The 18573-nt window shown below is 46.4% G+C and carries 18 protein-coding genes; 8 read left to right on the top strand and 10 right to left on the bottom strand.

Translation table 11 applies throughout. The features are described from left to right. Positions 1 to 32: 32 nt before the first annotated feature. The 8 genes from D2910_RS09220 to D2910_RS09185 all read left to right on the top strand — a co-directional run bounded on the left by D2910_RS09220 (position 33) and on the right by D2910_RS09185 (position 8916). Positions 33 to 2132: an MMPL family transporter gene (locus tag D2910_RS09220; RefSeq protein ID WP_117313295.1), complete on the top strand. Its 2100-nt coding sequence runs from the start codon at positions 33 to 35 to the stop codon at positions 2130 to 2132. Positions 2133 to 2198: 66 nt separating this feature from the next. Continuing rightward, positions 2199 to 2870, top strand: coding sequence for a response regulator transcription factor (locus D2910_RS09215; protein WP_101801805.1), 672 nt, complete (start codon positions 2199 to 2201; stop codon positions 2868 to 2870). Next, a complete protein-coding gene (locus tag D2910_RS09210; RefSeq protein WP_117313294.1) occupies positions 2867 to 4261 on the top strand; it encodes a sensor histidine kinase in 1395 nt (464 codons plus the stop codon). Before D2910_RS09215 ends, D2910_RS09210 begins: the two co-directional genes overlap by 4 nt. Positions 4262 to 4278: 17 nt before the next feature. Then, entirely contained in the window at positions 4279 to 4668 is a 390-nt protein-coding gene (locus D2910_RS09205) for a hypothetical protein (protein ID WP_101801807.1), read from the top strand. Between the two features lie 147 nt (positions 4669 to 4815). Beyond that, positions 4816 to 5589 (top strand): ABC transporter ATP-binding protein, encoded by a 774-nt coding sequence (locus D2910_RS09200; RefSeq protein ID WP_117313293.1) that lies wholly within the window; start codon positions 4816 to 4818, stop codon positions 5587 to 5589. Next, positions 5586 to 7415, top strand: coding sequence for an FtsX-like permease family protein (locus D2910_RS09195; RefSeq protein WP_117313292.1), 1830 nt, complete (start codon positions 5586 to 5588; stop codon positions 7413 to 7415). The genes D2910_RS09200 and D2910_RS09195 overlap by 4 nt, the downstream gene beginning before the upstream one ends. Positions 7416 to 7571: 156 nt before the next feature. Further along, positions 7572 to 7895 (top strand): PadR family transcriptional regulator, encoded by a 324-nt coding sequence (locus D2910_RS09190; protein ID WP_101801810.1) that lies wholly within the window; start codon positions 7572 to 7574, stop codon positions 7893 to 7895. After that, complete coding sequence (locus tag D2910_RS09185) at positions 7888 to 8916, top strand: DUF4097 family beta strand repeat-containing protein (protein WP_117313291.1); 1029 nt, start codon at positions 7888 to 7890, stop codon at positions 8914 to 8916. Before D2910_RS09190 ends, D2910_RS09185 begins: the two co-directional genes overlap by 8 nt. A 71-nt stretch (positions 8917 to 8987) precedes the next feature. Here the strand turns inward: D2910_RS09185 and D2910_RS09180 are convergent, their stop codons facing one another. The 10 genes from D2910_RS09180 to D2910_RS09135 all read right to left on the bottom strand — a co-directional run bounded on the left by D2910_RS09180 (position 8988) and on the right by D2910_RS09135 (position 18558). Next, positions 8988 to 9548: a hypothetical protein gene (locus D2910_RS09180; protein WP_133299092.1), complete on the bottom strand. Its 561-nt coding sequence runs from the start codon at positions 9546 to 9548 to the stop codon at positions 8988 to 8990. Between the two features lie 371 nt (positions 9549 to 9919). Next, positions 9920 to 10846, bottom strand: a complete 927-nt coding sequence (rbsB, locus tag D2910_RS09175; protein ID WP_117313289.1) for a ribose ABC transporter substrate-binding protein RbsB — start codon at positions 10844 to 10846, stop codon at positions 9920 to 9922. A gap of 13 nt (positions 10847 to 10859) precedes the next feature. Continuing rightward, the gene (gene rbsC, locus D2910_RS09170; RefSeq protein WP_117313288.1) at positions 10860 to 11804 is read right to left on the bottom strand and encodes a ribose ABC transporter permease; all 945 of its coding nucleotides are present in this window, start codon (positions 11802 to 11804) and stop codon (positions 10860 to 10862) included. Then, a complete protein-coding gene (locus D2910_RS09165) occupies positions 11785 to 13287 on the bottom strand; it encodes a sugar ABC transporter ATP-binding protein (protein ID WP_117313287.1) in 1503 nt (500 codons plus the stop codon). The genes rbsC and D2910_RS09165 overlap by 20 nt, the downstream gene beginning before the upstream one ends. An 18-nt stretch (positions 13288 to 13305) precedes the next feature. Continuing rightward, on the bottom strand, positions 13306 to 13692 hold the full coding sequence (rbsD, locus tag D2910_RS09160) for a D-ribose pyranase (RefSeq protein WP_117313286.1): 387 nt from the start codon (positions 13690 to 13692) through the stop codon (positions 13306 to 13308). Next, complete coding sequence (rbsK, locus tag D2910_RS09155) at positions 13689 to 14570, bottom strand: ribokinase (protein WP_117313285.1); 882 nt, start codon at positions 14568 to 14570, stop codon at positions 13689 to 13691. The genes rbsD and rbsK overlap by 4 nt, the downstream gene beginning before the upstream one ends. Then, positions 14567 to 15550, bottom strand: a complete 984-nt coding sequence (locus tag D2910_RS09150; protein ID WP_117313284.1) for a LacI family DNA-binding transcriptional regulator — start codon at positions 15548 to 15550, stop codon at positions 14567 to 14569. Before D2910_RS09150 ends, rbsK begins: the two co-directional genes overlap by 4 nt. 176 nt (positions 15551 to 15726) lie before the next feature. Next, on the bottom strand, positions 15727 to 16413 hold the full coding sequence (locus D2910_RS09145) for a FusB/FusC family EF-G-binding protein (protein WP_117313283.1): 687 nt from the start codon (positions 16411 to 16413) through the stop codon (positions 15727 to 15729). A 250-nt stretch (positions 16414 to 16663) separates the two neighbouring features. Beyond that, positions 16664 to 17683, bottom strand: a complete 1020-nt coding sequence (locus tag D2910_RS09140) for an NAD-dependent epimerase/dehydratase family protein (RefSeq protein WP_117313282.1) — start codon at positions 17681 to 17683, stop codon at positions 16664 to 16666. Between the two features lie 179 nt (positions 17684 to 17862). Beyond that, entirely contained in the window at positions 17863 to 18558 is a 696-nt protein-coding gene (locus D2910_RS09135; RefSeq protein ID WP_117313281.1) for an MgtC/SapB family protein, read from the bottom strand. Between the last annotated feature and the right edge of the window lie 15 nt (positions 18559 to 18573).

Below are 18573 nucleotides of genomic sequence, written 5' to 3'. Positions count from 1 at the left end.
ATACAATTGAAGATAATAGAGGAGTGGAGTGAATGAATAAATTTTTAAACCCGATCACTGATTGGGTATCAACAAAACGGGGCATGTGGATCACCATCGTCTTCTGGCTGGTGGCAATGACAGCTCTCAGCATGGGCCCGACTTTGAATGATTATAAAGTGGCGAACTTCCAATCCCTTCCCGATGATGCCCAGTCGATCATCGCGGATCAGAAGCTGAAGGAATACTTCCCCAATGACCAGGGGACTCCTGGCATTCTCGTTTTCCATAATGCCGAAGGAGACGTTGAATTCGAAACGGTCCAGGAAATCCTGGCTGCGATTACAGCCGAAAGTATAGAAGGCATCGATTCGATTGTAGATGTCAGCCAGCTGCCGCCACAAGCGCTGGAAGGTTTCTATTCGGAAGATAATTCAACAATGATTGTGCCGATGACGCTTGAAGCAGGTCTTGGCAGCGCTGATTTTTCAGAGATCAATGACCGTGCAAGCGACATCGGCAATGATATTGCTGCTGAGTCGGGCAATATGGAATTCTATGTGACAGGTCCTGCCGGCATTGCCGGTGACACGGTAAAACTTTTTGAAGAGGCGGATTTTGTTTTATTGATTGCGACTGTGTTGATTATTTTAATCTTACTGATCGTCATCTACCGCTCCCCGCTGCTGGCAATCATACCGCTCCTGGCGACCGGGATTGTATACCAGGTCGTCAACCAGACACTTGCATTCATGGGTTCTGCGGGACTTGAATTGACGAGCCAGACAACGTCAATCATGAGTATCCTGCTGTTTGCGGCAGTCATCGATTATTCGCTGTTCGTGTTCTCCCGCTACCGCGAAGAACTGAACCATTATGAGAGCAAATACGAAGCGATGAAATTTGCGATGCGCGCCACTGGTGAGCCCGTATTCTTTGCCGGCGGAACCGTACTTGCAGCGATGCTGATCCTGTTTTTCGCAGATTTCCGCGATTATGCCAATTTCGCGCCGATATTCGGAACGGCTGTCTTCATCATCATGATTGCTTCTATTACGCTGATCCCGGCTTTATTTACGTTATTCGGCCGCAAAGCATTCTGGCCGAAAGTGCCGAAATACGGAAAAGCCACAGAAGTGAAACATGGCATCTGGGGACCTGTTGCAAAATTCGTCGTCAATAAACCGCTTGTTTCCGGTGGCTTGGTTGCCATACTACTAGTGGTTTCCGCGCTCAATGTCTTGAATATCGAGTATGAATTCGATACCGTCAAATCGTTTCCGGAAGATATGCCGTCACGTGTAGGGTATGAAATCGTCGAAGAGAAATTCGACAAAGGCGAAATTGCCCCTTCTTCCCTGCTTGTGGTCAGCGATGAACCGATGACGGAAGAAGCAATTGCCGATTTGACTGATTCACTGAACGCTTACGAAGAAATCGCTTCTGCCCGTTTGTCCGGTCAGACCGATGACGGCGAAGCATTGAAATACAGCATTGCATTGTCGCTGAATCCGTATTCAGCAGAAGCACTCGATTTCATCGAACAGCTCCGCGGGGACAGTATGGAGTTGCTGGAAACTGCAGCCATTGACGGCGATGCTCATTTTGGCGGAATCACACCGAAGCTGGTGGATGAACGCGCTGTAAACAATGATGATATATACAAAATTGTCATTCTTGAAACACTGTTGATCCTGGTGCTGCTGTTTGCGCTGACACGTTCGTGGAAGATGCCGCTTTATATGATGGCGACGATTCTTTTATCTTATTTATCAGCTCTTGGACTCGGAATTTTCCTGGTCGATGCACTGTTCGGATTTGACGCCATCAGCACGCGCGTGCCGGTCTATTCCTTCATCTTCCTGGTCGCGCTCGGCATCGATTACAACATCATCCTGGTATCCCGATTCATCGAGGAACGGAAAACACGCAAAGTCAAAGATGCATTGGAAATTGCCCTCAGCCACACAGGCGGCGTCATATCGTCAGCCGGCATCATCCTTGCCGCAACATTTGCCGCATTGACGACAATGCCGATCGCCGATCTATTCGTCTTCGGTTTCATGGTCTCCATCGGTATCCTGATCGATACCTTCCTGGTCCGCGGTATGCTGCTGCCGGCATTGATACTGTTTTTTGAAAAAGAGGCGTAAACCCTGCATACTGATAGCAGGCAGAAACCGTTCGAAGCGGTTTCCAAATTACAGGGAGGAATAGGCATGAAAATTCTCGTCGTTGATGACGATCTCTATATTCAGCAATTAGTGGCGATCCATTTAGGCAATGAAGGCTATACTGTCTTTCGGGCTACCGACGCTGAACAAGCATTATTGCTGCTGGAGGAACAGCTTGTCGACCTCGCTATCGTCGATGTCATGATGCCGGGAATGGACGGTTTCGACCTGACCCGGATCCTGACGCAGGACCTTAATATCCCAGTGATCCTCCTGACGGCGAAAGGCCAGCTCGAAGACAAGGAACAAGGGTTTTTGTCAGGTTCTGAAGATTATGTAGTAAAGCCGTTCGAGCCGAAAGAGTTATTGTTTCGCGTGGCCGTGGTCCTGCGCCGTTCAGAGCGGTCGGTCCAGGAGAATCTGCAATCCGGCAATGTCACGATCAACCGCCGGAACTTCGAAGTGGCGATTGGCGATGAAACCGTTATTTTACCATTGAAGGAATTTGAAATCCTGTCCCTTCTGGTGTCACGCGCCAACCTGGCGACCCCGCGCGGCCTGCTGTTTGAATATGTCTGGGGCGAAGGCCACGACGTCAGTGAAATGACATTGAATACACATATCAACCGTATCCGCGACCGGCTTAAACGCTATGGTGCCACCGTTGAAATCCATACGATGCGCGGGATCGGCTATAAACTCGAGGCATTGAAATGAAAACGTTATACCGCCAATTCACCATTGCCACATTGTTCATACTGGCCATCAGCATTTTGATCGGTTTCACCATCGCCAATATCTTCTATATCACTGTGACGAAAGAAGAGACAATCGAACAGAATGTAGGCGTCGCCCAGGAAATCGTAGCAACTGTCCAAAACGTCCCTTATTCGGAAGAGAGCTTTGACCGTTACATGCAGGCTGTAGCGAAGCTCGGCTATCAGATTGCCCTCGTCGACAATGCGGGGGATATGAAGTTCTATGGAGAGCCGTTTGATGACACGGCGTTTCCTGAGGAAGCCCAGCGCGTTCTCACTGAGAACGGCACATATACCGGACTTGATAGTTTCAAGGATCAGATTTTCATGATCGGCCACTTTACGAATGAACTGCATAACACGGTCGGAGTCCCTTTTGAACGAGACGGTGAAAATTATGGTTTGTTCATTCGCCCGGATACCAAACTTTTGGGGACTGATATCCATTCGGTGCTGATCGGCTTTGTGGTTGCCATCGGACTAGTCAGCATCATCGGCATGATTTGGCTGGCGCGGCAATTGACGCGTCCGATTGTGCAATTGACCGAAGCGACTAAACATATCGCGCGTGAAAACTATAATTACCCACTTGATATAAAGCGCAATGATGAAATCGGCCAGTTGTCGGAGAGCTTCAATTTGATGCAGACACAGCTGCAGCAAAACGACTTGGCGCGCAAATCATTCATCAGCAACGTCTCGCATGATTTCCAGTCGCCGCTCATGAACATCCAAGGCTACGCGGATCTCTTGAAATCACCTGACTTGCCGGATGCCGACCGCCTGGCTTATACCTCGATCATCGATCAGGAAGCGAAACGGCTGTCGAGCCTGACCCGTCAGCTCCTATTGCTGACGTCGCTGGACCAGGGGGCCTATCCGATGAAGTCAAAGGAATTCAAACTGGACGAACAATTGAAAGCCGTTGTCCGCAAATACCGCTGGCGGCTTGAGGAAGAAGATATCAATCTTTCTTATTCCTTGGCTCCCACCCTGTTCCGTGGCGACGCCGAACTGCTTGATAACGTTTGGGACAATTTGCTGACGAACGCCATTAAATACAATAAACCCGGCGGCAGTATTGAAATTGCACTTAAGACCATCGGCCCTGACGTCATCGTCACATTCAAAGACACCGGCACAGGAATTGCGGCAGAAGCACTTCCCCAATTATTCGACCGCTTCTACCGCGGGGATGCCGCGCGCAAAAAAGATGGAACAGGACTCGGTCTTTCAATAGTTGAACAGATTGTCCAGCTGCATCATGGTACTATTAAAGTTAACAGCAAAATCGGAGAAGGCAGTGAATTCATCCTCACCTTGCCGCATTCCGATGTGAAACAAACATAATTTGGAGGGTTTTACACATGGAAAAAGTTTGGAGTTTAAGATTGATCCGCTTTTCAGCGATTTTCGGTTTTCTCGGCACATATCTTGGTTCACATATGGCTGGCCAGATGGACTATTCACTGCGCCCGATTCATGCGCATATTCTGCTCGTCGGCTGGCTGTCAGTTTTTGCATGGGGTATTTTCTATCATGCCTACACGATCAAATACAAGAAACTTGTCACCATCCATGGCATTCTGGCAATGGTTGGCGCCGTTGGCTTGACTGGCGGCATGTGGCTGTACAATTTGAATCCGTTCAATTGGGGCGACACCCTTGTAATGGTACTTTTCATCGTCGGCGGAACTTTATTGCTGCTGGCTTTCCTGCTGTTCGCGGTTATTACATTCCTGACAGAAAAAGAATAGAGATTTCAAAAAGCTCCCAAGTCATCAACCATGACTTGGGAGCTTTTTTTTGAACCTTAAGAATTCTTCATTTTTATCGAAAGTAATTCTTCATGTTTCTCCATTATACTCATTTTCAGCTAGCAAAACGCGATAGGAGGAATCACGATGAAAACGATACTGCAGGCAAACAAAATCTCAAAAACTTACGGCAAGAAAGGGACAGCCAAATATACCGCCATCAACAATTTGTCTTTTGAAATGAAGGAAGGTGAATTCATCGGCATTATGGGTCCATCAGGTTCCGGCAAGACCACATTATTGAATATGGTGGCGACACTCGATCCATTGACGGATGGTGAAATCACCATCGACGGCATTTCCGTTTCGTCCATGAACGAAGATCAATTATCGGACTTCCGCTCACAAAACCTTGGATTCATCTTTCAGGATTTTAATCTCTTGGAAAATATGACGGTCTTTGAAAATATTGCATTGCCCTTGTCGCTCCAAAATAAGAAATTAGATAAAATCCAGTCAAGCGTCCATCAGGTAGCCAGTCTGCTTGGAATTGGCGACATAACAGAAAAATATCCGGCTGAACTTTCAGGAGGCCAGAAACAGCGGACCGCCATCGCCCGCGCTTTGATTCATGAACCGACACTGCTGCTCGCTGACGAACCAACCGGTGCACTCGATTCCCAAAATGCAGCCACCTTGCTCGACACATTAGTCGATTTGAATGAAGAACGGAAAGTCTCTATCCTGATGGTGACCCATGATCCGCGCAGCGCCAGCTATTGCAGCCGGCTCCTTTTCATCAAAGACGGGAAACTGGATCGTGAACTTTTCCCATCCGGCACGCGCGATGAATTTCATCAGGAAATTTTAGCTGTTCTCGGTGACCTGGATCGCATACCTTTGGCAGGTGTCCGCTCATGATCCTGAAACTGGCGTTAAACGGCTTGAAAAAGAAACAGCGGGATTATGCCATTCTCTTTACCGGCCTGATCATTTCCATCGCTGTATTTTACATGTTCCTGACTCTTTCACTGAATAAAGAATTTATCCTGCAGAATTCCGTCATCAATAATATTCAATTGGTCTTTCTCGTCGGGACAGTAATGCTTTCTGTCATCACATTCTTCTATTTGTTCTATACCAATTCGTTTCTGCTGTCCTTACGGAAGAAGGAGTATGGCCTTTATGAACTGATCGGTGCGAAAAAACTCCAGATTCGGCGTGTATTTCAGATTGAAACCATGGCCATAACCGGCATTTCACTCATCATCGGTCTCATACTCGGAATCATTTTATCCCGTGTCGTTTCCTGGGTGCTCATGAACCAGCTGAATATCGGATTCATTCAATTCAAGGTCGTCTATTTGCCGGCGGTTTTCTGGACCGTGATTTACTACCTTGTCACTTCTTTCATTACGTCGTCCATCCATAATTTATGGCTCGCCAAAATTTCCATCATTGAATTATTGCGTTCAGAAATACAAAACGACCTCTTACCGGAAAAGCCAAAAAACGCTGCACTAATGATTTTCTTAGGCCTCTTCTTATTGGCAATCGGTTATGTTGCACTCTATTTCATGGAAACACTCCGTTTTATCGGGTTATTCACTGCACCAATTGCAACGACGCTCGGCACTTATGTGCTATTCGTGGCATTGCTGCCTATCATCGTCCGAAAATGGAAACGCAATAAAAAAGTGAATTTTAAAGGAATCAATTCTTTCACTTCCGGACAGCTTAATTTTCGTTTATCATCACTGAAATGGGTTCTTGCCACGATAGCATTGCTGATCGCCTTGTCTGCCGGTGCCATTGCAGGCGGATTCGCTTTTAAAAACGACGCTTTCACATCGATTGATGAACATTGGCAGTATGATGCCACGCTTTACAACCCCGGCGCTGCAGAAATGGCTGTTTTAGATTCAATTCCAGTTGAAGAACAACTCACCTACCGCATGAAATTGGATGATGAGTTCATCTACTTGGTTCTGGATGAGCTGAATGCTGCGCCTCCGCTGATCAGGGATATGGTCACCTATGAAGTAGTCCGTCCCGATCCGCTGCCGGAGGAGCTGGAAATTGAGGGCGGCAGCCAAATTGTCTCTGACCAGTGGTTTACTGCACTTTATGCCATCAATCCTGCGCTTGGAGGCACAAAATCTACCCGCATCGTTCCGCTTGAGGAATATGAACTTGCGGAAGGAGAGGAAATTTCCATTGTGCTGGCAAGAACCGCTGATTTTTCTGCCCATATTGAAGAGTGGCAGAAGCTGGACGAGCTGCAAATGGACATATACCCTGATCTCGTTACCGGATTTGACCCGGAAACCGATTCTGTCGCGACCAAGTATGCCCAGTTCAAAACACAATACGCCATTGCCAGCGGAACTTTTTTCATGGGCTTTTTCCTCGGCCTCGCTTTTCTGACAATGATGGCAAGTATACTCATGTTCAAAATCCTGTCTGGCGCCAATAATGATATCCGGCGCTATGACAGCCTTCGGAAACTGGGTGTCCGGCGCAGGGTTCTTGAAAATTCACTGTCCAGGGAATTATTCATCGTTTTCCTGTTCCCCGGCATACTGGGGCTGCTGCATGTCTTTGTCGGCATGCGGATGTTCACATTCATCATGGACGAACCTTATTACCGATTGTGGGTGTCCATCCTGATTTTCCTGGCAATTTACGGCGGCTATTATTTCTTTACAATCCACCTTTACCGGAAAATCGTTTTACCGAAACAATAAATACTTTTCAGCCTTTCCGGATTCTTTCACCGGAAAGGCTTTTTAATTTTTTTAATTAGATTCATCCAATACCTTGCATTGAACAGTACTGGATGATATATTATTCATTAACCACTACTGTTTATAAACTACTAGCGGAGGAAGGAGGTTTTTCAAGTGAACATTCAATTTAAAAAAGGCGCGCTGAACCTTTGCGTATTGGTGCTTCTGGATAAACAGGACCGTTACGGCTATGAATTGGTGCAAAAAATTTCCGATCGCATCGCCATTTCGGAAGGAGCTGTCTATCCTCTGCTCCGCCGTTTGACCAAAGAAGGCTACTTCTCCACTTATTTGCAGGAGTCGACAGAAGGCCCACCGCGCAAATATTATTCGCTCACCGAAGCCGGCAGGACGTACCTTCATGAACAGCTCGAAGAATGGAAAAGTTTTACGGATGGAGTCAACAAACTAATCGAAGAGGGTGTGCAAAATGACTGAACAACAATTTCTGCAACAACTTGAACAGGCCATGGAGAGCCTGCCAGCTGAAGAACGAAACGACATTCTGCAGGATATCCGCGAATACTTCGCAAACGGACGCGCTGATGGCAAGTCCGAGAATGAAATTGCTGCAGAACTGGGCTCCCCGGAAGCCATCGCAAAAGAACTTATCGACAGCTTTGATTTTAGCCAATCAACAATTCCTGTGGAAAAAATCGATATTTCAAAAGACAAATTCGATAAAGTGGATATCCAGACAGACAACTCGCTTGTGCAGATCTCACCTTCAAATGACGGCCAAATGCATGTCGATGTCGAAAACAAAACCTACCGCCAGCATCTTGCTGTAGACATCCTTGACCGGACCCTTGTGATTACATTAAAAGAGGAACCGAAAAAATGGGGATTCTTTACGATTACTGGAAGTTTCAAGTCACCGACTCTGATTGTTCAATTGCCCCCTAAATTATACGAGAAGATTCAAATTCTTTCTGACCATGGCACCATCACTGGTGAACGCCTGGAAAGTACAGAGCTGCTGGTTGAAACGGATAATGGCAGCATCGACCTGAATCGGATAAACGCAGAAATATTCGCCGTGAAATCGGATAATGGAGCGATTAAATTGTCCGAAGTCCAGACAAAAAGCCTTCGGGCTGAAACTGACAATGGCCAGCTTTCGCTGAAAGATGTCCGCGCCGAGAAACTGCATGCTGCATCTGACAATGGCGCCATTACACTGAAAGATATCGAAGGAGATGTTCAGGCACAGACCGACAATGGGCGCATCCATCTTTTGGCGGCTGACCTCGAACGCACCATCAGCCTGGAAACGGACAACGGCTCCATCCTTTTGGAAACGAAAAGACAGCCGGAGAATGCCACTATCAACGCCGACGTCGATTGGGGCTCGGTTTCTGTATTCGGCTCCAGAAAAAGAAGAACTGTTTACGGAACAGGACAGCATCCGATTGACCTGCAATCCGATAATGGCAGCATTACTGTTAAATTGGTTTAGACAAAAAAAGGCTGTTCCAAAGTCGCTTCCCCGACCTTTGGAACAGCCTTTTCATCTGATTTGCATTGTTCTCATCTTCCACCATCAAGCTCAGAATATTCGATTTCCATCAGCTCATCAGACGCGATATTTTTAAATGTATTTTTTCCACGTAATTTATAGATGTGGCGGGAAGAGTTTGATACATAATAGGTGTTCCCGTCTGTCGGGTGAGTCACTTTCTTCAGGAAAAGCAGGTAGTCTCCTGTTTTCAACGGCCTCATACCTTTTTCCGCTGAATATCCTTCAGCCTCCGAATTTTTCATTCCGATGACCTGATTGACTACGATTTCAGAATCTTCATCAAAGCCATGACCGGTACGGTCCAGAAAAACCTCATCAATTGCCACTTCATAAAAAGCCTGTTTGGTGGTCATCTCCTCTTCACCGATTTCCCGGATATCATAATATAGAGGAATGTGGACACGCACAATCAAGTCTGAATCAGCCTTGATTTCTTCCAGGGATTCAAACGACTTGCCCAATCCCCATACGCTGCCGCCAGCTTCCGCTTTATCAAAGTATTCATAGCCCAGCACTCCAAGAACAATCAGCAATATGATAATCAACAATGATGTTATCCTTCTCTTCATGGCTTCATCTCCAGTAGTTGTATTTCTTCTATAGTGTCAGCTGCTCATGCGGCAGATAAGGCATATCTTGTACCTTGCTTCTTTTGATAGTAAACTGACAATTTTTTCAAATCAATAGACAGAAATATTTCCCAACCCGTTATAAGGAGATAAGATGATAAAGCCCTATTAAAAGTTCTTACTTTATACAAATAAATCAATTTAGCGATATTTATTATATATAAACATCATTTTTTTGAATCCTTATTATTTTTTCTTTCCAAAAACACGAAAAATTTTCCCAACCTTGAAAATGAAATTATAGCTGGACAGAAAAAAGCAGCACCCTTTCACAAGGATGCTGCTCAATACTCTCTTTAATTCGTATATGTTTAAGGCTGGATCAATTCAAGTTCTACTGGAATTGATGCTTCTACATCTTCTCCATCAAGGAATTGAACCGCTGTTTCTACACCTGTTTCACCGATCAAATCCGGTTTTTGGGCAACTGTGCCTGCAAGACGTCCTTCTTCAACCGCTTGTACTGCATCTTCCGTTGCATCAAAACCGACAACTTGAATATCTTTGCCTGCAGCTTCGATAGCTTCAAGAGCCCCTAATGCCATTTCATCATTATGAGCAAAAACGCCTGTGATATCCGGATTGGACTGGAGAATATTTTCCATAACGCTCAATCCTTCTGCACGGTCAAAGTTTGCTGTTTGCTGGGCCACTACATCCAGGCTTTCCTGGGCGATATTATTGAACCCTTCTCCCCGTTCACGTGTTGCTGAAGCTCCTGGTACTCCTTGGAGCTCAGCCACTTTTGCACCTTCTCCAACTAGTGACAACAAGTATTCGCCTGCCATTTCTCCACCAGCTGTATTATCAGAGGCAATGTGTGAAACCACTTCTGCGCCTTCTACACTGCGGTCAACCGAAATTACGGGAATATCAGCGTTGTTCGCTGATTCGACTGCAGTTGCCACCGCTTCTGAATCGACGGGATTGATCATGATAAGATCTACACCTTGCTGGATCAAATCTTCTACATCACTCGCTTGTTTTGCTGCGTCATTCTGAGCATCGACAACTGAAATTTCTGCGCCCAGCTCTTCAGCTTTCGCTTCAGCTCCTTCGCTCAATGTTACAAAGAAAGGATTGTTCAATGTCGAAATTGAAAAGCCGATTGTGTATTCCCCATCACTTTCCGTACTGCCGCCTGACTCCTCTTCTGAACCTGAGCCCGGACCTTCCATTGAACATGCCGCTAAAACCATCATGGCCACCAACATTGCTAGAAACTTGAACTTGTTCATTCTCCCACACTCCTTATGCTGTTTTTTTACGATCCAACAGAACCGCCAATAATATGACTGCACCCTTCACCACTTGCTGGAAGAAGGACGAAACCCCAATTAAGTTCAAACCATTATTCAATACACCAATGATCAAAGCACCGATCAAAGTACCGACAATCCAGCCGCGTCCGCCAGTTAAGCTCGTGCCGCCCAGCACCACTGCCGCGATGGCATCAAGCTCGAACATCTGCCCGGCAGTCGGTTGCGCTGAATTCAGGCGCGATGTCAGAATCAATGCCGCAAAAGCTGACAGGAAGCCGATCAACGAGTAGACATAGATTTTGATGCGATCTGCATTGATTCCCGAAAGAATCGACGCTTCTTCATTTCCGCCTACTGCGTAAACACGGCGTCCGAAAGTCGTTTTCTTTAAGATGAAATATAGAATAAGAAAACTGATGATCATGGTTACAACCGGTATAGGTATGCCGAGGAAATATCCTCTGCCCAACATTTGGAATGCACCGCCGTCACCGATTCCGGAAACCGGGCGGCCTTCCGTATAAACGAGCGTTATCCCCCGATAAATCGTCATTGTCGCTAAAGTTGCAATAAATGGTGCAACCTTCCCTTTAGCAATAATTACTCCGTTAAAGGCTCCAAGTAACGCGCCTAGCAAAAGACCGACGAACATGGCCAAGATCGGATCAACTCCGCTTGCCATCATTCCGGCAGTCACAGCTCCGGTCAGTGCCAGAATTGAGCCGACCGATAAATCGATGCCTCCTGTCAGAATGACAAAGGTCATTCCAAAGGCAATCAAAGCATTGATCGATACTTGCCTCAGGACGTTGAGGATATTATTCAGCGAAAGAAATCCAGGATTCAGTAAAGTAATGATTACAATAATGAGGATTAAGCCGATAAACGGTGCAATTTTTTGAAATAGTGATTGATTAGCTGTTTTGAGCTGCATTACTTTCACCTCCAGTAGCGTAGTGCATAATTTTTTCCTGTGTCATTTCTTCTTTTGACAACTCACCTGCAAGTTTACCTTCATGCATGATGAGAACACGGTCAGCCATGCCGAGCACTTCCGGTAATTCAGATGAAATCATCAGAATAGCGACGCCCCGCTCCGCAAGTTGGTTGATGATTGAGTAAATCTCTTTTTTTGCGCCAACGTCCACACCTCGGGTCGGTTCATCTAAGATCAGTAATTCGGGTTCAATGCCAATCCATTTTGCAATGACGACTTTTTGCTGATTTCCCCCGCTCAGCGATTTCGCTGTCTGGTGAGGACCGGAAGTCCTGATGCCCAGCCGTTCTTTCATTGATTGATAAAGCGCACTTTCTTTCTTCTGCGAAATCAAGCCGTACTTCGAAATTTCATGGAAGTTGGTCAGACTGATATTCTCTTCGACTGTGAAGTCCACCAGCAAGCCTTCTGATTTCCGGTCTTCAGTTACATAACCGATGCCTAAATTCTTAGCAGCGCGTGGACTGTTGATTTTTACTTTCTTGCCGTCCAGCTCTACATCGCCCGCATCAGCTTTCCGGTAACCGAATAGTGTTTCAGCCACTTCCGTCCGTCCGGCTCCCATCAGACCCGCGATTGAAAGCACCTCACCTTTATGCAACACAAACGATATATTTTCAAAACACCCTTTTCTCGACAATCCATTGACTGCAAGCTTTACTTCGCCAATCTCGGCGTGCCTTTCCGGGAAACGCTCGCCGAGTTCACGGCCTACCATCAACTGGACAATTTCTTCAAAGGATGTGTCCTTAATATATTTCACTCCCGCAAATTCGCCGTCCCGCAGTACAGTAATCCGGTCACAGAGAGAGAAAATCTCTTCCATCCTGTGGGAAATATAGATGAACGAAACGCCCTTTTTCTGCAGGTTCCGAATCGTCTTGAAGAGCGTGTCGATTTCCCGGTCAGTCAAAGCCGCAGTCGGTTCGTCCATTACAATGACTTCAGCTTCTGCGGACAATGCTTTCGCGATTTCCACGATTTGCTGCTTGCCGACCGATAATTCACTCGCTGGAGATGAAGGGTTCACATCGAGCCCTAATTCCCCAAGAATTTTCTTTGTTTTGGTGTTCATGCTTTTGGTTCTCAGAATACTTGTTTTACCGACGGTTTCTTCTTTCCCGAGAAACAGATTTTCAGCAATCGACAGATGCGGCAGGATATTCAGTTCCTGGTGAATTACTGCAATTCCGGCTTTTTCCGCCTCTTTGGGTGAAGTGAAATTCACTTCTTCCCCTTTGACTATAATGGTGCCGGCATCACGCTTATAGATTCCCGTCAACACTTTCATCATGGTAGATTTTCCGGCTCCGTTTTCTCCCATCAAGGCATGTATTTCACCTTTCTCCAATGAAAAAGAAACGTCTTTCAGTACTTGGTTACCGCTGAACGCTTTCGAAATACCTGTCATTTCAATCATGGTTTTACACCTGCCTTTCTAGAAAATAACACCTGACTGCAGCACAATATTAGCGTATGGAGTCGCTTCACCGGTACGGATTATCAGTTTGGCGTCTCTGCTCATTTCCTTTAACTCTTCATGCGTAATACAAGATACAGCTGTTCGCTCTTTAATTTTTGATTCGATTTCCGGATTTGCCAGTTCTATTTCACCGGCAATAAAAGCGGCTTCATGTTGAAAGTCCGCAATCACAGCATCCAGAATATCGACAAATGACGGCTTGCCCAATTCATAAGATAAATCGATGCAGGGAACGCCTTTCGGTATCGGCAGGCCGCAGTCTGCAATCACCAATCGATCTGTGTGGCCGAATCCCGCCAGCGAGGCTGCGATGTCACGGTTGATCATTCCTTGTTTTTTCACTTCGAAGCACCACGCATTCTTGCGAGAACTGCTTCTTTTTTCGGCATTCCACCTTGTGCACCCATTTTTTCTACTGATAAGGATGCCGCGGCATTGGCAAAACGAACAGCTTCTTCAAAAGGCATTTGTTCTGAAATCGCCACGCCAAGTGCGCCATTGAATGTATCACCGGCCCCTGTCGTATCCACAACTTGCGTTTCGTATCCTTCGACAAGCACATGTTTCACGCCGTCGAAATAGCGGGCTCCTTTTTTACCCAATGTCACAATAAGGCGGTTCGGAAATTGCTCCAAAGCATTTTCCCATTCGGCACCGAAAATTTCTTCCGCTTCTGATTCATTTGGAGTCAGGTAGGTCCAATAAGGTTCCATCTCTTTGCGATAACCCGCTGATGGCGCCGGATTCAGAATAGTCGGCGTACCAATGCGGCGGCAAATTTCCAAAGTCCGCTGCACAACAGGCAGTGGAATCTCCAATTGCATGATTACAAGATCACTCGCTTCAAACAGGTATTCCAAACCATCTATTTCTTCTTGCTTAAGCAGATGGTTCGCACCCGGCACCACGATGATCCTGTTATCTCCTTCAGAAAGCAGGATGTTGGCGATTCCGCTCATTCCATCCAATTGCTTGACGTGTTCAATGTGTACACCTTCTGCGTCCAGACCTTCAACCAGCACTCGTCCGAACGCATCAGTTCCTACTGCACCAACCATCTGTACATCACTTCCGATCCTGGAAGCCGCAACAGCCTGATTAGCTCCTTTACCGCCTGGTATCGTCGTGTACAAATCTCCAAGTGCTGTTTCTCCCTGCTTCGGGAATCGGTCCGTCCGCACAACGAGATCCATATTGATACTGCCTACTACTGTAATCATGTCACCGCTCCTTTCGTCGTTCCCCGAACTACCAGACTTACAGGAATTTCGTTCATAAAATTATCAATCGGCTGGCCTTCAATCTGTTTGATCAGCACCCTGGCTGCAATAGCGCCCATTTTATAAATATCCTGAGCGATAGTCGTCAAAGCGGGCGTCATCATTTCTCCCATTGAAATTCCGTCAAAACCGATAATCTGTAAATCTTTCGGTACAGCCAGCCCCAGATTGTGGGCTGCTTTTAACGCTCCAGCTGCCTGCACATCACTGCTGGCGAATATGCCATCGATGTCTTTATTGTCCTGCAAAATCTTTTCCACAATGCTTTCTGACTCCGCGAAATGAAAAGGACAGAATACTGTTTCGTAAGCAACGCTGTTCCTCTCCATTGCATCTTTGAATCCGATGTAACGGTCATTTGCCGAACCGAAATCTTCCGGACCTCTAAGGAACAGCAGATTTTTGCTCCCTCTGTCCACTAAAGCCTGCGCTCCCATAAAACCGCCCTGCCTATTGTTCGATACGACAGTCGGTATCTGCTCGTTGATGACGCGGTCAAGTGCAACAACCGGCAGTTTTAAATTAGCGTAATGGGGTGCATCGAGCTGGTTGGATGTGACAATAAAACCGGCGATATATTTTTTCTTCAAGGTTTCAATGTAATTCTTCTCTTTTTTCGGATCTTCATCGGAATTACACAACACCACAGTGTAGCCGTACGTCAATGCCACGTCTTCCACAGCTCGGGCAAGTTCCGGAAAAAAGGGGTTTGTAATATCCGGCAGGATTAAACCAATCAGATTCGACTTTTTGGTAGAAAGCGAGCGGGCAACCGTATTCAGCTCATAGTTCAGCTCTTCTACAGCCGCTTTCACGGCAATTGCCGCCTCTTGGCTGACATAACCATTGCCGTTCAAAAATCTTGAAACTGTTGCAACGGAAACGCCCGCTTTTTTAGCTACATCCCTAATCGTCGTCATAAGTCTAACCTCTCAGTCTGTAATGTGTAACCGGTTACACATAATATATATTCTGTTCCACACATTGTCAACCTGAAATTCTGACAATTGGGATATCCTTTGTCCCACACCCTGGTGTCAAGCTGTTTTCTCCAATAAAAAAAGCTTTCCGGTTTCCCGGAAAGCACTTATTTTCATTATTTTTGCAGGCGTTCCACAAAATCATGGAGACGCTCCAAGGTATCGATATTTCGATTGCAGGAATCGTTATCCTGACAGATATAGTTGCCGCGTTTGACGAAATTATCCGGGCTGGAACCTTTAGTCTTGGCGGTGAAAAGGCCTACTTCGTTATGCTTGTTGCAAATCGAACAGATGCCGTGTTTTGCACTGCGATTGAAGCTGCCGTGGATGCCTTCCAGTCGGCCATCCTTTTCGATGACCAGATACATGAGTGTCGCACTTTCAATCCAGCCGAGATACGACAGCTTTTTGAAGTCAACCGTTTCGAGCTTCGGCCCTTTCAGCTTTTTCGCTTTCGGGAATAATTTTTTCAGGTTCTGATCCGTTACACTTTTGAACGGCAGCAGGTATGCCGATAATTGTTCAAGAAAGGCTTCCGCTTCAGCTGTTTCCTTTACAGCGGTCAACGGTTTCAACACAGCTTTTTGTTCATCGTTCAATGAAGGGAAAAGGCTGAAAACTTTTTCCTGGGCGAGATGGCGCAGCACGCTCAGCACTTCCGCATCGCTGCTGCTCGCTTTGCCATTGACCAGGATTTTTGTCTGGCCTTTGATAAAGTTGAACTGATCGTTGCGTATAAAAGCTTCCGGCCGCTCGCCGGCAGTTCCTTGTTTATCGCTTGTTTCTTTTACATGTATCATTTTGAAACACTCCTTATGGTTTGATTGGTCATTTATAAGGAAGCCATGTTCGAATGACACATTTACGGGCGAATTAGTTCTTGCTTCCCCCACGCAAAGTATCGCCATTCTGAATTACAGGCTTTGCATGAGTTTTTCCTGACGCTGACATTCGAGATTTGCTTGTCACCTGATATCACCCCTTTCAAAGGTGCCGTTGACTCTTATCTTATAACAAACGCCGATTTTTTTGGAGAGTATCGCCTTTTATTTATAGTCCTTTTTCATTCCAATCATTCAGAACCGCCTTTTCCTTGTCAGGATCCAGTCCTGCTTTCCTCTCAGTTACAGTGCGTGAAGCTTCCCAATCCAACGTATCACGGATGGTTTCCGCCAAAGGGCGGAAATTCAGCCCTGCATCCATCGCTTTTTGTATGTTGACGGTAAGGAAGCCCGGCATATTCATACTGTCAGGAATCCACAGCGGCATGTCGGTCCAGCCGTCCACTTCATGGCCAAGCAGAAATTTTTCCTCGACCCAGACCAGGTCGACTTTATTGCCGATCGTTTCTTTGCATTTATGCAGAAATTCCTCCATCGTCAACCCAGTTTCCGGTCCTGTGGCATTGTAAATGCCATTCGCTTTCGACTCCACCATACGGATGATCCATTCTGCCAAGTCCCGGACATCGATAAACTGAATCCGCTTATCGCGTCGTCCAGGTGCGAGCACTTCTCCGCCTATCGCAATGCGGTTGATCCAATAGCTGAAACGGTCTGTGAAATCATAGGGACCGACGATCAGCCCCGGACGGATAATTAAACTGCGTCCCTGAAAAACCCGTTCCACTTCCTGTTCGCAATGATATTTCAGTTCACCGTAGTTTTCAGCGATTGCCTGTTGGGGTTCCAGCTTTTTCAGCTCTTCGATCCTCTCCGTGGACAATTTGCCGACTGAATGGTTTTCATCTATATTCGGCTGTTCCAGATGATCATAAACCGATGCGCTCGAGATGAATGTGTAATGCTCCGCTGCTTCAGCAAGCAATTCTGCCGACTCGGCGACGGACCATGGCAAATAACCGCTCGGATCAATGACCGCATCCCAACTGCGACCTCTCAGCGCTTCGAGGTCTCCGTTCCGGTCGCCAATCAGTTTTTCCGCTTCCGGAAACAGTTCTGGGCCTGACTGGCCTCTATTGAATAAAGTCACTTCGTGTCCGTTTTGCAGAGCCCTTTCCGCAATAAAACGTCCCAGAAAGCGGGTGCCGCCAAGAATTAGAATTTTCATCTTCCTTCCCCTTTCGTCTCCGCCATGCCATCAGCACGGATCAGTGAAAATTTTCCCTCGCTAGTCTATTCTCTCCAAAGATCACACTTTCCTTTATTATCCGCCAAAGCAGTTGGCCGATTCGGCAATTTAACATCCATATTCTACACCGCATCGGCTTTGCTGATTTGCCATATGGATCATACAATCACTTTCGCCACCCCATCGAGCTTTTGGACCTCTTTGACAAGCTCTATTTCATTGCTGACGTAGCCTTCTTCGATGGAAAAAATGTATTTTGAGACTCGCTTTTCACTGTAAGTATCAACATTTTCAATTTGAAAATCCATCACCTTCAATTCATTGTCTTCGAAGTAGCCGCTGAGTTTGGAAAACATCTCTTCCTGATCTTCCGCGATGATGATGATTTGTTTTTGTTTGTGTTTGGAAATATACTTCTTCTCAACTTCCCCCAGCACATATAATGTACCGATCACGATAATGGTCGACAGGACCGCGACATAATACATGCCGATTCCGACAACCAATCCAAGACCGGCTGCAACCCAAATGGAGGCGGCAGTCGCCAGACCTTTTACAGAACCCCGATTGACGATGATGGTTCCTGCCCCGAGAAACCCGATGCCGCTGATGACATAGGATGGAATACGGGAAGGGTCAAACTGCAGCGGTCCACTGGCATTATTAATGTAATTATCAAAGCCGTTGAGAGAAAGGATCATCATGAGGCATGCGCCGGTTCCGACCAATAAATGCGTACGGAGTCCCGCAGGCTGCTTTTTTGTCTCCCTTTCGATTCCGATCATGCCGCTCAGAAACGCCGCCATTAAAAGCCGGATTGTAATGACCATATAATCTGCGGGCAAAAAGTCCATTTTCAGTCCCCCTGT

Origin of the sequence: Planomicrobium okeanokoites, from assembly GCF_003428875.1 — a bacterium.
GTDB lineage: Bacteria > Bacillota > Bacilli > Bacillales_A > Planococcaceae > Planococcus > Planococcus okeanokoites.
The sequence above is the reverse complement of the archived record's forward strand: the minus strand, read 5'-3'. Positions and strand labels throughout refer to the sequence as shown.

What these genes read in the sequence shown, in the direction of transcription:
- rbsK (WP_117313285.1), bottom strand. Translation starts at nt 14,570, where the DNA reads ATGATTACAGTAGTAGGCAGTATCAATATGGATCTCGTTGTGCGGACG.
- D2910_RS09220 (WP_117313295.1), top strand. Translation starts at nt 33, where the DNA reads ATGAATAAATTTTTAAACCCGATCACTGATTGGGTATCAACAAAACGG.
- rbsB (WP_117313289.1), bottom strand. Translation starts at nt 10,846, where the DNA reads ATGAACAAGTTCAAGTTTCTAGCAATGTTGGTGGCCATGATGGTTTTA.
- D2910_RS09195 (WP_117313292.1), top strand. Translation starts at nt 5,586, where the DNA reads ATGATCCTGAAACTGGCGTTAAACGGCTTGAAAAAGAAACAGCGGGAT.
- D2910_RS09185 (WP_117313291.1), top strand. Translation starts at nt 7,888, where the DNA reads ATGACTGAACAACAATTTCTGCAACAACTTGAACAGGCCATGGAGAGC.
- D2910_RS09135 (WP_117313281.1), bottom strand. Translation starts at nt 18,558, where the DNA reads ATGGACTTTTTGCCCGCAGATTATATGGTCATTACAATCCGGCTTTTA.
- D2910_RS09150 (WP_117313284.1), bottom strand. Translation starts at nt 15,550, where the DNA reads ATGACGACGATTAGGGATGTAGCTAAAAAAGCGGGCGTTTCCGTTGCA.
- rbsC (WP_117313288.1), bottom strand. Translation starts at nt 11,804, where the DNA reads ATGCAGCTCAAAACAGCTAATCAATCACTATTTCAAAAAATTGCACCG.
- D2910_RS09140 (WP_117313282.1), bottom strand. Translation starts at nt 17,683, where the DNA reads ATGAAAATTCTAATTCTTGGCGGCACCCGCTTTCTGGGACGTTTTATT.
- D2910_RS09215 (WP_101801805.1), top strand. Translation starts at nt 2,199, where the DNA reads ATGAAAATTCTCGTCGTTGATGACGATCTCTATATTCAGCAATTAGTG.
- D2910_RS09180 (WP_133299092.1), bottom strand. Translation starts at nt 9,548, where the DNA reads ATGAAGAGAAGGATAACATCATTGTTGATTATCATATTGCTGATTGTT.
- D2910_RS09145 (WP_117313283.1), bottom strand. Translation starts at nt 16,413, where the DNA reads ATGATACATGTAAAAGAAACAAGCGATAAACAAGGAACTGCCGGCGAG.
- D2910_RS09210 (WP_117313294.1), top strand. Translation starts at nt 2,867, where the DNA reads ATGAAAACGTTATACCGCCAATTCACCATTGCCACATTGTTCATACTG.
- D2910_RS09200 (WP_117313293.1), top strand. Translation starts at nt 4,816, where the DNA reads ATGAAAACGATACTGCAGGCAAACAAAATCTCAAAAACTTACGGCAAG.
- D2910_RS09205 (WP_101801807.1), top strand. Translation starts at nt 4,279, where the DNA reads ATGGAAAAAGTTTGGAGTTTAAGATTGATCCGCTTTTCAGCGATTTTC.
- D2910_RS09165 (WP_117313287.1), bottom strand. Translation starts at nt 13,287, where the DNA reads ATGATTGAAATGACAGGTATTTCGAAAGCGTTCAGCGGTAACCAAGTA.